General features: G+C 53.5%; 13 protein-coding genes. 2 read left to right on the forward strand and 11 right to left on the reverse strand.

From position 1 onward, the window contains the following. The first annotated feature begins 1 nt into the window (after position 1). On the forward strand, positions 2–574 hold the full coding sequence (locus ACTJIK_RS08540) for a helix-turn-helix domain-containing protein (protein ID WP_440645941.1): 573 nt from the start codon (positions 2–4) through the stop codon (positions 572–574). On the opposite strand, the gene hemN is transcribed toward ACTJIK_RS08540, so the two are convergent. The 10 genes from hemN to ACTJIK_RS08590 all read right to left on the reverse strand — a co-directional run bounded on the left by hemN (position 575) and on the right by ACTJIK_RS08590 (position 10,738). Then, the gene (gene hemN / locus ACTJIK_RS08545; RefSeq protein WP_440645942.1) at positions 575–1,933 is read right to left on the reverse strand and encodes an oxygen-independent coproporphyrinogen III oxidase; all 1,359 of its coding nucleotides are present in this window, start codon (positions 1,931–1,933) and stop codon (positions 575–577) included. Between the two features lie 10 nt (positions 1,934–1,943). Continuing rightward, complete coding sequence (locus tag ACTJIK_RS08550; protein WP_440645943.1) at positions 1,944–2,627, reverse strand: sulfite exporter TauE/SafE family protein; 684 nt, start codon at positions 2,625–2,627, stop codon at positions 1,944–1,946. After that, positions 2,624–3,061, reverse strand: coding sequence for a FixH family protein (locus ACTJIK_RS08555; protein ID WP_440645944.1), 438 nt, complete (start codon positions 3,059–3,061; stop codon positions 2,624–2,626). The genes ACTJIK_RS08550 and ACTJIK_RS08555 overlap by 4 nt, the downstream gene beginning before the upstream one ends. A 6-nt stretch (positions 3,062–3,067) precedes the next feature. Then, on the reverse strand, positions 3,068–4,513 hold the full coding sequence (gene ccoG / locus ACTJIK_RS08560; RefSeq protein WP_440645945.1) for a cytochrome c oxidase accessory protein CcoG: 1,446 nt from the start codon (positions 4,511–4,513) through the stop codon (positions 3,068–3,070). A 4-nt stretch (positions 4,514–4,517) separates the two neighbouring features. Continuing rightward, on the reverse strand, positions 4,518–5,540 hold the full coding sequence (locus ACTJIK_RS08565) for a cbb3-type cytochrome c oxidase N-terminal domain-containing protein (protein ID WP_440645946.1): 1,023 nt from the start codon (positions 5,538–5,540) through the stop codon (positions 4,518–4,520). Between the two features lie 3 nt (positions 5,541–5,543). After that, a complete protein-coding gene (locus ACTJIK_RS08570) occupies positions 5,544–5,726 on the reverse strand; it encodes a CcoQ/FixQ family Cbb3-type cytochrome c oxidase assembly chaperone (RefSeq protein WP_440645947.1) in 183 nt (60 codons plus the stop codon). Between the two features lie 5 nt (positions 5,727–5,731). Next, on the reverse strand, positions 5,732–7,852 hold the full coding sequence (gene ccoN / locus ACTJIK_RS08575; RefSeq protein WP_440645948.1) for a cytochrome-c oxidase, cbb3-type subunit I: 2,121 nt from the start codon (positions 7,850–7,852) through the stop codon (positions 5,732–5,734). A 10-nt stretch (positions 7,853–7,862) separates the two neighbouring features. Continuing rightward, positions 7,863–8,015: a cbb3-type cytochrome oxidase assembly protein CcoS gene (ccoS, locus tag ACTJIK_RS08580; protein ID WP_440645949.1), complete on the reverse strand. Its 153-nt coding sequence runs from the start codon at positions 8,013–8,015 to the stop codon at positions 7,863–7,865. Positions 8,016–8,104: 89 nt separating this feature from the next. Beyond that, complete coding sequence (locus ACTJIK_RS08585; RefSeq protein ID WP_440645950.1) at positions 8,105–10,483, reverse strand: heavy metal translocating P-type ATPase; 2,379 nt, start codon at positions 10,481–10,483, stop codon at positions 8,105–8,107. 66 nt (positions 10,484–10,549) lie between these two features. Continuing rightward, positions 10,550–10,738 carry a hypothetical protein gene (locus tag ACTJIK_RS08590; protein WP_440645951.1) on the reverse strand — a complete coding sequence of 63 codons (189 nt, stop codon included), beginning with the start codon at positions 10,736–10,738 and terminating at the stop codon, positions 10,550–10,552. A 254-nt stretch (positions 10,739–10,992) separates the two neighbouring features. Between ACTJIK_RS08590 and ACTJIK_RS08595 the strand changes: the two genes are divergently transcribed. Continuing rightward, positions 10,993–12,363, forward strand: coding sequence for a hypothetical protein (locus tag ACTJIK_RS08595; protein WP_440645952.1), 1,371 nt, complete (start codon positions 10,993–10,995; stop codon positions 12,361–12,363). A gap of 74 nt (positions 12,364–12,437) precedes the next feature. On the opposite strand, the gene ACTJIK_RS08600 is transcribed toward ACTJIK_RS08595, so the two are convergent. Continuing rightward, positions 12,438–14,003: a calcineurin-like phosphoesterase C-terminal domain-containing protein gene (locus tag ACTJIK_RS08600; protein ID WP_440645953.1), complete on the reverse strand. Its 1,566-nt coding sequence runs from the start codon at positions 14,001–14,003 to the stop codon at positions 12,438–12,440. Between the last annotated feature and the right edge of the window lie 189 nt (positions 14,004–14,192).

Consider the following 14,192-nt stretch of genomic DNA (forward strand, 5'->3'; position numbering starts at 1 on the left):
CATGAACAAGGCAGAATTACATATCAAGAACATGGTTTGCCCGCGCTGCATTAAAATGGTGCGCTACGTGCTGGAGCACCAGGGGCAGGAAGTGCTGGATGTGAGCCTGGGAAAGGCTTTGCTGAAAAAGGCCCCCGATGCCTCGCAGATGGAAGGCATTGCAGAAGCGCTGAAAGAAGAAGGGTTCACCCTGCTGGACGACCGCCGTCACCAGACCGTGGAAGCCATCAAGAATTTCGTAGTGGAAACCGTGCATTACGGCGAGCTGGACGAGCTGAATGAAAATTTCTCCACGCTGCTCGCCCAAAAGCTGCAAAAAGATTACCACCAGCTGAGCAAGCTGTTTTCCGAAACGGAGAACACCACTATTGAACAATACATCATTCAACAGAAAATAGAACGGGTAAAAGAGTTGCTCGTATACGGCGAACTGACGCTGAGCGAGATCGCCTACAAGCTGGGTTACAGCAGTGTGGCCCACCTTTCAGGCCAGTTCAAAAAAGTGACGGGGCTCACGCCCAGCCACTTCAAGCAGCTGAAGGACGATAAACGCAAGCCGCTGGATCATATCTGATCAGATAGCGCTGCTGAAAAGCTTTGCCTGCGGAGTGCTCCGCCAGAGCTGTGCATCGAAGGCCATACATATATTCCGTATGTATGGCCTTCCTTTTTCGGTCACTTCAACGCCGTTCCGCTGCACAATTACCAGGCCGTCCTTCTCAGGCTCCTGCAGCCGCTGAAGGCCTTCTATTACCGCTGTGCACTGAACATCCTTCTTATCCCATCTCGTCCGGAAGGTGCACATTAACTCCGTGATATGCCTGCGCAGCAACTGGTCTTCGCTGCTGAGCAGGTGACCTTTAATGATAGGCAGTTCCCCTGCCTGAACCACCTCCTGGTATGCAGATAATGTTTTTTCATTTTGCGTATAAACAGAATGGCCGTCGCTGATGGCGGATACTCCCAGGCCTAACAGCATATCGGTATGTGAAATAGTGTAGCCCATAAAATTGCGGTGAAGGCTGCCGTTCTTCCAGGCAAGGAACAGGGGATCGTCCGGCAGCGCGAAATGATCCATACCGATCTCCGTGTAGCCATGCTGCTCCAGCAACGATCTGCCCGTTTGATACAAAGCGAGCCTGGCGGCTCCATGAGGGAGGTCTTTTTCAGAGAAGAGCCGCTGGCCGTTGCCTTTGATCCAGGGAACGTGGGCGTAACCGTAAAATGAAATCCGGTTGGGCCGCAGCTGCGTCACCTGGCTGATGGTATGCCTGATGGAAGCGGCGGTTTGCAGGGGCAGGCCGTAGATCAGGTCGAAGTTCACAGACCGGTAGCCGATCCGCCGGGCGGCTGTTACAACCCGCTCCACATTCTCAAACGGCTGGATGCGGTGGATGATTGTTTGTATATCGGGGTTCAGGTCCTGTATGCCAAGACTCATACGCCGGAACCCCAGATCGTAAAGGGTTTGCAGGTGATCTTCCGTCGTGTTGTTGGGGTGGCCTTCGAAGCTAAGGTCTGCATCGGGCAGGAGGGTAGCGGTAGAAAAGATATTTTCAAGCAGGCGGCGCAGATTTCCGGGACTGAAGAAGGTGGGCGTTCCGCCGCCAAGGTGAAGCTCACGGATGCAAGGCGGTTCGCTGAACAGCTGGCAGTACAGTTCCCATTCCTTTATCACGGTATCTATGTAAGGTGTTTCGTGGCCGTGATTCTTCGTGATGTATTTGTTGCAGCCGCAATAAGTGCAAAGCTGTTCACAAAAAGGAAGATGAATATAGAGCGTTATGCCGGTTACACTGTTGGCAGCAGTAAAAGATGCCTGGAAGCGGGGCGCCCATTCATCTTTGCTGAACCCGGCCGTATTCCAGTAAGGAACGGTGGGGTAGCTGGTATATCGTGGCGCCGCCGTATCGTATTTTTTAAGAAGTTTCATGTTACGGTTTTTAATGACAATGCTGATGTGCCTGCTGTGATTGTTCGGGCGCCATTACCGGGCTGACATACGGAATGCCGAGGTTCATGCCGCGCAGTATGAGCAGTACGGCCATGATGCCTACCACCAGTGGAATAGCCTGCCGTATCCGGTGCCTCACAGGTATACTGATGAGCTGGCTGAACCAGGTAACGGCCATCATGGCAGGAAGCGTACCTGCGCCAAAAGCAGCCATGAACAATGCGCCACCTGCGATATTTCCCGCCGCCAGCGCACCCGCAATTGCCATGTACACCAGTCCGCAGGGCAGGAAGCCGTTGAGGAAGCCAATCGAATATAAGGTGCTGAACCGCTGGCGCGACAGCAGCCGCCCCAGCCAGGAACGGAGAAAGGCCAGCCTGGGCGCAGGCAGGTGGCGGTGGAAGATTATGGTCGCCAGGAGCAGTACGCCCAGTGATACAGACAGCCATTGCTGCAAGCCGCCGATGTAGAACTGGCGGCCGATCCAGCCGAACAATGTGCCCATCAGCATGTATGCGGTAATTCTCCCTGTATTGTACAAAAGGATGCCGGATAATCTCCTGACCCCTTTGAACTGCTGCACGGGCAGGGTGAGCGCAATCGGGCCGCACATACCGATGCAGTGGAAGCTCCCTAGGAAGCCGAGAATGATGGCAGGTAATACGATGTTCATCGAATAAAGATTTCGGTTTCCTGGAAATAAGCGGCGCCACCCTGCTCCCATTGAAGTTTTACATGGTAGTTCCCCTTCCGCAGATGCTCTCCCGGCACGGTAATTTTCCCTTCAGCATCGATCGTAAGCGGTGTGGTGAAATCGTGCCGTGAATCGGAAGGCCGGTAAAAATGCACCTGTCCCTTAGCAGGGATGTTCCGCAATTCCTCCGGGAACGTGATGAGGACAAGGTTTCCCTGCTGGCTTACAGATACGGGGGAGGAGAGCCCGCCGGCATTACGCTGGCCGTCGATCACCTGCTGGAATTTCAGTTCTTCCGCGTAGTAATCATTTGTGACCATGTCTATACGGGTCTGCATGCTTTTGGTAACGAGCGTGATGATGCCGGCAGCGAATATGATAAATACGAGAATGATGGAATGTCCCCAGTTCATAGCTTTTTATTTTACAGGTCCGAGAAATGTGGTGCGCGTACTAAGCACCTGTTTGCTGCCTTCGTACAGCCCTATTTTCAGCATCGATTTTCTTTTGCTGACCGCATGCCGTGGCAATACGATGAAGAATGTGCCTTCTCCCTGGCCTTCCGCTTTGATGCGGATGTAAGGATGGCCGATCAGTTCCACTCTTCCTTCGATGCCATCCAGCCGCAGGGTGACGGGCATATCTGCCGTGGTCTTGTTGATGAGCTTGATGCGGTAGAGGTTGCTGATGCTGTCTTTCCCGCGCTCCTGGTACAGCATGCCCGCTGTGCGCATCACGGTGGCGCCCGCTGGTTTCCGGCTGGCCAGCATGACGGTGATAGCCGTAATGAGCAGCAGGAGCACGGTGGTATAGGTCTTCAGCCGAGGGGTGAACCGCAGCTTTTTCTTTTCCGTTATCCCGTTTTCGGATGCATAGCGGATCAGCCCTTTGGGCCGCCCGGTTTTTTCCATCATAAAATCGCAGGCATCCATGCAGGCGGTGCAGTTTATGCATTCCAGTTGCGTGCCGTTGCGGATGTCTATGCCGGTGGGACAGACCTGCACGCATTGCAGGCAGTCTATGCAGTCGCCCATGGGCGGCGGGATGATCCTACTGCAGCCCCCGCAATTCGTGCAGCTGCAATCTTTTTTCCCGGTCTCCTTTTTTGAGAGTTTCCCCCGCGGCTCACCACGCGCGTGATCATATGCGACCACCACAGAATCCTTGTCAAGCAGCACGCTTTGAAGCCTGCCGTAGGGGCAAACGATGGTGCATACCTGTTCACGGAAAAAAGCGAACACAGCATAGAATACAAAAGAGAAGACCATTATCGCCGCAAACCCGCCGGCATGGGCAGACAGCGGTTCGGTAACGATCTTCCACAGCTCACCGGTGCCGATGATATAAGCGAGAAAAGTGTTGGCGATAAAAAAAGACAGGAGGAAAAAAATGCTGTGTTTGAGTATTTTTTTTATCGCCTTTTGGGTGGTCCAGGGGCCACGGTTGAGCACTTTCTGTGCGGCGGCGGTACCCTCTATCATGTATTCGATACGCCGGAAAAGCATTTCCATGAAAATGGTCTGCGGGCAAACCCATCCGCAGAACAGCCGCCCGAATGCCATGGTGAACAATACAATGAACAGGATAAAGGCGACCATGACCAGTCCGAAGATGAAAAAATCCTGCGGCCAGAACACCGCGCCGAAGAGGATAAACCTTCCGTCCACGACATTAAACAGGAACAGGGGCCTGCCGTTGATGTGAATGAACGGCAGGCTGAAAAACAATAAGAAACAACAGACGCTCACGACGGTCCTGGCATTATAGAGCCGGCCTTTGGGCTGTTTTGCAAAGATCCAGTTGCGATTTCCCCGCTCATTGACGGTGGCCAGGCTGTCGCGGTATTTTTCCTCTTCTTCTTTCATTGTATTATTCTTTCTGTCCTTCTGCGTCTTTAGGATTGGCGGGTTTCGCACCCTGCAGCGAACGTATGAAGCCGGTCAGCTGGGCGATCTGTTTGGGCGACAAGTCGTCTTTCCAGGATTTCATGCCTTTATCGGGCACGCCGTATTTGATGGTGGAAAATATCTCGTTCACTTTTCCGCCGTGCAGCCAGTATGGGTCTGTCAGGTTTGGACCTACAAGTCCTTGCCCTTCGGGGCCGTGGCATGCTGCACAGTTGGTGGAGAAAACTTTCCGGGCGGCATCCAGTTCCGCCGCATCCGTGATGAGCGTTACGGAGTGCTCGTCGATATTGTTGGCTGCGTTTTTCAGGTATTCTTCTTTTGCCGCGGCAGCTTTTCGGTTTGCGATGTCGAGTTCTTCGAGCTGCAGTGGGGCGGCATGGGTAACGTGGTAGCGCCAGAGGTAGACCACGGCGAACACCATGCTGAAATAAAATCCCCATCTCCACCAGGGCGGGGTTGGGTTGTTCAGTTCGCGGATGCCGTCGTAATCATGCCCCATATCGGCTTCCGTTTCTGCGGCGGCATCAACGCTGCGTGTGCGGTTAAGCCTGTCCATCCAGCTGACGTGCGGTTTTGGAGCTTTTACTTTCCCGGGTTTGCGTTTGCCGGAAATGCCTGTGAGCACCCGGAGGGCTTGCAGCAGGAAAAGCAATACCAGCAACTCCAGCGCGATAACGGAGAGCAGCATGTAAAATACATTGTCGGGCAAGCCGCTGACTACATTGCCGGATTGTGCGCCGGCGGTTTGCGAAGCGGCGGGCAGCAACAGTATAATCGGCAGCTTTTTCATTCTTTCGCGGAAGATATCCGTAGCCGCCAGTACCGTATACCCGAGGATGATAATAGCGAGCAGCAGCCCGGCGGCCACGGAAAGCAGCAACAATGCAACCGGGTGGGTCAGCTGGCCGTAACCCTGGCCCGGCGTACTCTGCGAAGATGCTGTGAGGGATGAAAAGAGTATTATGAAGGTCAGTATAGATCTCATACCCTACTGGTTTTTAAGTGAATCGTTATCGTCTAATGGAAGCCCGCTGATATGCTCCATCATCTTCCGGTCTGCCTTGAACGCCCACCATGCTGCCAGCAGGAAGAAGGCGGAGAAAATGATGAGCGAGACCATAGGATAGATGCTGACATCGTCTATCGATTTCAGGTAATTGATGAATTTCATACACTTTAGTTTTTATCGGCGATTACTTTAATGTCTTTTCCGAGTCTTTGCATATATGCGATCAGCGCGATGATCTCGCGGTTTGCCGGTATATCCAGCTTATCTTTTTTCAGGTTAGCCGTTATCTGGCGGGCCTGTTGTTCGAGATCGGATTTTGCCCGCAGTTCATATCCCTCAGGGTATGGAACGCCCAGCCTGCGCATCACATTGATCATCGCCGGCGTTTTGGCATTGTCGATATTGCTGTCGAACAACCAGGGATAGGATGGCATGATGGAGCCTGGACTCATAGACGTTGGATCGAGCATATGATTATAATGCCAGCTATCGGGGTATTTGCCGCCGAGGCGCGCCAGGTCGGGGCCTGTTCTCTTGGATCCCCACTGGAAGGGATGGTCGTAAATGAATTCGCCGGCTTTGGAGTAGTCGCCGTAGCGGGCCACTTCATCGCGGAAAGGGCGTATCATCTGGGAGTGGCAGGTATAACAACCTTCGCGGATGTATACATCGCGGCCGTGAAGTTCCAGCGGTGTATAAGGTTTCACGCTGCTGATGGTCGGAATATTACTTTTGATGAGAAAGGTAGGTACCATTTCGAATACGCCGCCGATACCTACTACAACCAGGCTGAATATCACCATCTGCACGGGCCTGCGCTCTATCCAGTTGTGCCAGTGGGAGGTGCCGTAGGCGGCGTCGGTCTTTACCAGCGGCGCGGCCTCTGCGGACTCGTTGGCTACAAAAGAGCCGCGGCGGATGGTTTTCATGATGTTCACGATCATCAGTATCAGGCCGCTTACATATAATAATCCACCCAATGCGCGCAGCGCGTACATGGGCACAATGGAGGTCACAGTTTCGAGGAACTGGAAGCGAAGTGTGCCGTCTTCTGTAAACTGTTTCCACATCATGCTCTGCGTAAAGGCTGCCCAGTACAGGGGCACTGCATAGAGGATGATACCCAGCGTGCCTATCCAGAAGTGCGTATTGGCCCATTTTCCGGAATACAGCGTGGTGGAGAAAAGCCGTGGAATCATCCAGTATAATATCCCGAATGTGAGGAAACCGTTCCAGCCGAGGGCCCCGATGTGCACATGCGCGATGGTCCAATCCGTATAGTGGCTGATAGCGTTTACATTTTTCAAACTGAGCATCGGGCCTTCGAATGTGGCCATGCCGTAACAGGTTAGCGCGACTACGAAAAATTTCAGGATGGCGTCTTCCCGCACACGGTCCCAGGCGCCGCGCAAGGTAAGCAGGCCATTGAGCATGCCGCCCCATGAAGGCGCGATCAGCATGATAGAAAACACGGTGCCGAGGCTCTGCGCCCATTCGGGCAGCGCGGTATACAACAGGTGGTGCGGCCCGGCCCAGATGTAGATGAAGATGAGCGACCAGAAGTGGATGATAGACCAGCGGTAGGAGTATACCGGGCGGTTGGCGGCTTTGGGTACGAAGTAATACATCAGTCCGAGGTAGGGCGTAGTGAGGAAAAACGCCACCGCATTGTGCCCGTACCACCATTGTACCAGTGCATCCTGGACGCCGGCGTACCATGAGTAACTTTTGAACAGGGAAAGCGGCATTTCAAAGGAATTGATGATATGCAGCATTGCCACGGCCACCCAGGTGCCGATATAGAACCAGATAGCCACGTAGAGGTGCGCCACGCGCCGCTTTAGGATGGTGCCCAGCATATTGGCGCCGAATACCAGCCAGATCAGCGTGATGGCAATATCAAAAGGCCATTCCAGTTCTGCGTATTCTTTCCCGGTGGTGTAGCCCATGAACAGGGTGAGCGCGCCCCCGGCGATGATGGCCTGCCAGCCCCAGAAATGTATCTTGCTCAGCAGGTCGCTGTACATGCGGGCTTTACAAAGCCGTTGCAGGGAATAATACACGCCCATAAAAATGCCGTTGCCCACAAAGGCAAAGATCACGGCATTAGTATGAACGGGCCGCAGCCTGCCGAAGGTCACCGGCGCATACCCGAGATTCATCTCGGGGCGCACCAGCGCTATAGCCGCCCACAGCCCCGCCAGCATTCCGACGAGGCCCCAGAACATTGTGGCGTAGGCAAACCATTTCACGGTACGGTTGTCGTAAGAAAATTTTTCGAGGGACATATTGCTTGGTTTATTCTTTATCGGTTTCTTCTTCAAACAAAATGCGGTGGGCGGGAGAAAAGTCGTCTTCATATTGCCCGTCTTTCACAGACCAGATGAAGCTGGCGAGAAAAAACAGCGCCACAGCCAGGCTGGCGCCCAGCAAGAGGGTAATCACGCTCATGGGAAGGTGTCGTTTTAATTGATAGTGTAAAGGTACTTTGCGGGGGACCGCGGGTTTATGACCACGATCAATGCCGGGAGTGACTGTCATCAACGTAACAGCCTCCTGCCGGCCCATTCGCTCAGTGCGTAGGTGAGCAGGATGATGCTGATAGAGCTGGCAGGCATGAGTATGGCCGCTGTAAGCGGCGACAGGTGGCCCTGCACGGCAAAGAACAATCCTGTTATATTATACGCTGTGCTATATGCGAAGCTGAAGAGGATGATCCGTTTATTGATCTTACAGAGACGGATGAACGCCGGGAGCTTATGCAGCTGCGATGCTTCAAGAATGCCATTGCTGGCAGGCGTAAAGTTGTTGCTGTTCTCTGCCAGTGAAATGCCGGTATTGCTTTGCTTCAGCGCGCCGGCGTCATTCAGGCCGTCGCCGATCATGAGCACCTGTTCGCCCTGCGTCCGCAAACCGAGAATGTAATCCAGCTTATCATGCGCCTGTTGCCTGAATTTCAATACGGCTTCAGCGCCCATCATTTTACGGAGGTTACCGGCTTCGCCGGGCTGGTCGCCCGAAATCAGGGAAAGACGGTAGCCTTTCTGCAATTCTTTCAGCATCGGCTCCATCCCTTTGCGATAGGCATGCCGTATGAGGAAATACCCGGCGTGATCGCCGTTGATATTCAGGTGTACGGTGCTGCCGCTGCTGTTGCCCGGTTCTTTCGCGCCGGTATATGTTGCGCTTCCCAGCTGTATATGCATCTGGTGAACCCATCCCTGCAATCCCATGCCCGGTTGCTCTGAAAACCGGCCGACCGTGTGCATCACCGGTTTGCCGCAATGCTCCCTGACCTGTACGCTGAACGGATGCCGCGATGATGCGGCGACGGCGGCGATAGCGCTTTTTTCCGAAAGGCTGAGCGGGCGTCCGTGCCATTCGGTAACGGTGCTTTGTTTACCGGTGAGCGTGCCTGTTTTATCGAATACAATATGGGACGTGCCGGCCAGGCTTTCGATGGCCTGCGCATTTCGCAGGTAGAGGCGGTGGCGGCTGAGTATGCGGAGGATGTGGCCATTGGTGAAGGACGCGGCAAGCAATAATGCGCAAGGGCAGGCAATGATGAGTATGGCCGTTACCGAAGGCCAGATCTTTGAAGCATCGTAAATGCCCCAGTAAAGAGCGGTTACGGCTGCAACGGTCAGTACCACCCAGCTGAAATACTGGCCCAGCAAGTGAATGAAGGACGCTTTCGGCCGCTGCTCTTCCCGCAGATCATCCCGGTTCCAGAGACTGGTCAGGTAACTCTGCGCCACTTCCTTGATCACCAGCAGCTCCATATTGCCTTCCAGCTGCCGCCCGCCGGCATAGATGATCTCACCCGTCTGTTTCAGTACGGGCGCGGATTCCCCGGTTACAAAACTGTAGTCTATCAGAGCTTTGCCCCGAACCAGGATGCCGTCCGCCGGCACGAGTTCTTCGTGATGGATCAGAAGGGTGTCGCCGTTTTTTACATCGGGCAGGCGGGTCGGGATTTCCGTTTCGTTCGTTATTACGGTGACGGCTATGGGGAAATAAGCGGTATAATCCCTGTCGAATGTGAGCCCCTGGTATGTTTTTTCCTGCAGCAGCCTGCCTATGAGCATAAAGAGTACGATGCCGGTCATGCTGTCGAAATACCCGGCGCCGGTGCCGCTGATCACATCGGCGAGACTGCGTACGAAGGTGACCAATATGGCCAGCACTATAGGAGCATCAATATTCAGGAACCCGTGCCTGAGGCCTTTCCATGCGGGTTTATAAAAGGCCTGTGCGCTGAAGAACACTACGGGAAGGGATAACGCCAGGTTGAGATAGCGGAAAATAACGGACATGCCGCTTTCCATATGCCCCGGGCGGGAGAAATATTCGGGGAAGCTGAGCAGCATGATATTGGCAAAGCAGAATCCCGCTACACCGAGCTGGTAAATGAGTTTCCGGTTGGAAGGTTTTGTTTGTTTCTTCAGGTCCTGCAGGCTGATGCACGGCTCATATCCTATGGCCGTGAGGGTCTCGGCCACTTTTCGCATGGAAGTGGAGGCATGCCGGTAGATGATCTTTGCTTCTTTTCTGGTAAAGTTCACCTGTACCTGCTGCACACCTGCATCCAGCCTGGAAAGGTTTTCCAGCAGCCAGAGGCAGGAGCTGCAATGAATGGCGGGGATAAGGAAGGTTACGTGGATGAATTCCGCATCCTTGTATTGCAGCAGCAGCTGCTGAGTACGCTCATCGTCCAGGAAGGCGAATTTGTCCTTTCTGACGGGCGCGCGCTGGGCAAGTCCCGGCTTTTCATTCAGGGTATAATACCGGCAAAGGCCGTTTTCTTCTAATAACTCATATACCATTTTACAACCGTTGCAGCAGAACCTGGCACCGCCGGTACAAGGTTCTCCGCAGTGGACGCATTGTTGCTGGGTATCCCGGGCTTCTGAAATCATGCCCTAAAAGTATTTCCTGCTGTTGTCCCAGACTATGAGGGCAGTCAAGCCGGGCGGTGATGCTGGTCACTGATGAAAGTCAGTTTCAGGATGACACACCTGATTAGAAATTCCGCTACCGGCCTGAACAGCCTCAGAGCGCAAAATGAATTTCATCAGCTGTGCTTCCTGAATCATATAACGAATCACCATAATTGTATAACGATCAACAATCAGTGTGGCCTTACCTTTGTTGCAGATTAAGACAGGTACCATGGTTAAGATCGTTAAAAGCATCCTCCGGTTCGTCCGGTCATTATTTGTAAAGAAGAATTGCTGTAAATAAACCGGCACACATGAGATCAACACGAAGTGCAGATCCCATGTGGCCATTGACGAGACAAATAAGTACACATGAGTTCCGCACGAAGTGCAGATCCCATGTGGCCATTGAAGAGACAAATAAGTACACATGAGTTCCGCACGAAGTGCAGATCCCATGTGGCCATTGAAGAGACAAATAAGTACACATGAAACATTTAACAGGACTACTGCTGCTGATAGGAACAGCCCTCGGTGCGCAGGCGCAACACGACCATCATATGCCCGCGAAAAAAGACACTGTTCCCGCCAAAGACACTTCCATGCACGCCGGGCACGACATGCACAAGGGTCATGATATGCATGAAGGGCACGACATGAGCAATATGACCAGCGCCTATTCCCTGAACCTTCCCATGAACAGGAACGGCTCCGGTACCAGCTGGCTGCCTGATAACAGTCCCATGTACATGTATATGGCACAGAAGGGGAAAACTTCTTTTATGTTCCATGGCAACATATTCCTGCGGTATACATCCACAGACTTCACGGCCAAAGGCTCCCGCGGCGCGGCTAAGCTGGATGCGCCCAACTGGTTCATGGGTATGATGAACCACCGCGTAGGTAAAAAGGGATTGCTGAACGCTACCGTAATGCTGAGCTTCGACAAGCCCGTGATGGGCGGCGCCGGTTACCCGCTGCTGTTCCAGAGCGGGGAAACATGGGAAGGCAAAGCCCTGGTGGACCGCCAGCACCCGCACGATCTTTTTGCGGCGCTCAGCGTAGGGTATACTTATGCGATCAATAAAGACATGGATGTGTATGCCTACCTCGGCTATCCCGGCGAGCCGACTATCAGCGCGCCCGCCTTCATGCACCGCGTATCGGCCATGAACAACCCCGATGCGCCGCTGGGCCACCACTGGCAGGATGCGACGCACATCACCTTCGGCGTGGGTACGCTGGGCTTCCGGTACAAACAGCTGAAAGCGGAATTCTCCAGCTTCACAGGCCGCGAGCCGGATGAGAACCGTTACGACTTTGACAAGCCGCTGTTCGACAGCTATGCATACCGCCTGAGCTATAACCCTTCCAAACAATGGGCGCTACAGTTCTCACAGGCATTCGTACACAGCCCCGAAACGCTGGAGCCGGAAGAGAACATCACCCGCACCACCGCTTCCGCCATTCATACCGCGCTGCTGCGCAAACCCGGCAGCTTTGTGGCTTCCACAGCCGTATGGGGCCTCAACAACAAAAGCGACGGGCACAAAGAACATTCATTCCTGGCCGAAAGCAATTTGCAGCTACAAAAGAACGCTATCTACGGCCGGTACGAATTCGTTGAAAAGAGCACACATGAATTGCAGCTGGAAGATGAGCTGGGCGAAGCGAAATTCAGCGTACATGCTTTCACGTTAGGATATGCCCACACGCTGGCCACCATCTGGAAAACAAACCTGGCAGTGGGCGCACAAGGTACGGTGAATGTACAGGATAAAGCGCTGTACGGCATTTACGGGAAGAATCCGCTGAGCGCGCAGGTGTATCTCCGCATCAGTCCGGCCCTTCACCGTTAAGAAAATACTTCTTCTGAAAATAAAGCAGGCCGCCCGGTTACCGGAACGGCCTGTTTGTTTTATAGCTGCTTTACTTACTCTGCGATCGTGTAGTCTACAGACTGTGTATACGTTTTGCCGTAGCGGTCGGTGGCCTTTACGGTCACTGTGTGTTTGCCGGCGTTCAGCCTGAACGGCGCTTTCACGGACCACAGGTGGGTGCAGGCCTGTGCGTTGGAAGGCCGCCTGCCGGGCAGCACTTTTTCTGTATGGTCAAACAGGTGAAGGATGTCCAGGTAATTGGGATCGTAGTCTTCTATGTAGTCCATAGGCTTGAAAGCTCCCCCGTCCACGGAATATTCCACTTTATCACCTTTGGCGCCCATAAAGAAATTCGCGTAGATCGATGAAGAGCTGTTCTGGCCCTTTTTGATCACTTTCGGCGCGAAGAGGGCCATCTGGTAACCTTCAGGCTGGCCGGCTACTTTGTAATCGATCGTGTATTGGTTGCCGGAGATGTTGAGGAAAGCATAGCCTTTGGGCGTGCCGTCGCGCATGGTGGAGGCGGGAACGCCCTGTGCGTTCAGCTGGCCGGAGTACCAGTCGCCGGAAGTGGTGCCGGCATTATATTCATGATGCGGTTTTTCCTGGAGCCAGCCGTCTTCTTTACCATAGAAATTCTGGCGCTGCAGATGCGTGTGGGCGGAGAGAGACAGCGTGTTGGGGAAATCCTTCAGCAGGCTGAACAGGCGGTCGCGGTCCGCCTGGCGGAAGGCCTGGCCGTTCTCGTTCAGCAGTGGGATATGGAACGACAGTACAACGAGCTTGTCTTTGCCCACAAATTTCAGATCGTTTTCGATAAACTGCAGCTGGTCTTCCCTGAAACCGCCCCAGTAGCCTTTCCCGTCGCGCGGGTCTGGGTAAAGGATATCGTCCAGCACAATGAAGTGCGCATTGCCCACATTGAAGGAATAGTTGGCAGGGCCGAAATTGGCTTCGAATGTTTCGTCGCTGAGGCTGTCCGTTTTGGCTTCGTAGTTCATGTCGTGGTTGCCCATTACATTGTACCAGGGCAATCCCACTTTTTTCACCGCCCTGATGTAGGGCTGGTGAAGGCTGAGGTTGTCGCCCACGAGATCGCCGAGGCTGAGGCCGAAGGCAATATTTTTGATCCCCTCCACTTCGGCCACCACGCCTTTTTCAAAATGTTCGATCTCTTCCATGGTGTAGGGCTGCGGATCGCCAAAAACGAGCACGCGGAAATCGTTGCCCTCCGCCTGCTGGCGAAGCGCGAAGTTTACGAGCGCGGGTGTGGGACCGGTGGGGGCGGCGCCTTTGTATTTAAAATCCTGCGGTGCGCCCTGCGGTTTGATGAGGTGGTAATTTTTCGCAAGGTTGTTGGAATCCAGCAGGAACTGGTAGCCGGATGGTTTGATGGCAAAGATCACCTGGTCCTGCCGCTCGGGCAGCGTGTAAAAGCCTTTGTCGTCGGTCTGCACCACTTCCAGCCCGTTGCTGACGCCTACGCCGGCAACGCCTTTTTCCTTTTTGTCCATTTTTCCATTGCTGTTGGCATCCAGGTAAACATAACCTTTCACCTGTGCAAGGCAGCTGCCGGTGGCGAATAAAGCGGCAGCCAGGGTAAGAATAGGTAGTTTCATATTGTTAACTTTATTTCGAAGGCGCAAGGTTTGCAAAAAAATATGAAACGTTTTAAAAGAGCGGTTTATGAGATTGTTAAGAAATTTTAACCAGGCCCGTTTTAATTTTCTCATTTCAAAACATAAGGATAATGCAAATGTCGGGATGCCCGGCCCATTGTAGTATTCCCGCTACCTGAGCACCGGCAT

Origin of the sequence: Chitinophaga sp. 22620, from assembly GCF_052044405.1 — a bacterium.
GTDB lineage: Bacteria > Bacteroidota > Bacteroidia > Chitinophagales > Chitinophagaceae > Chitinophaga.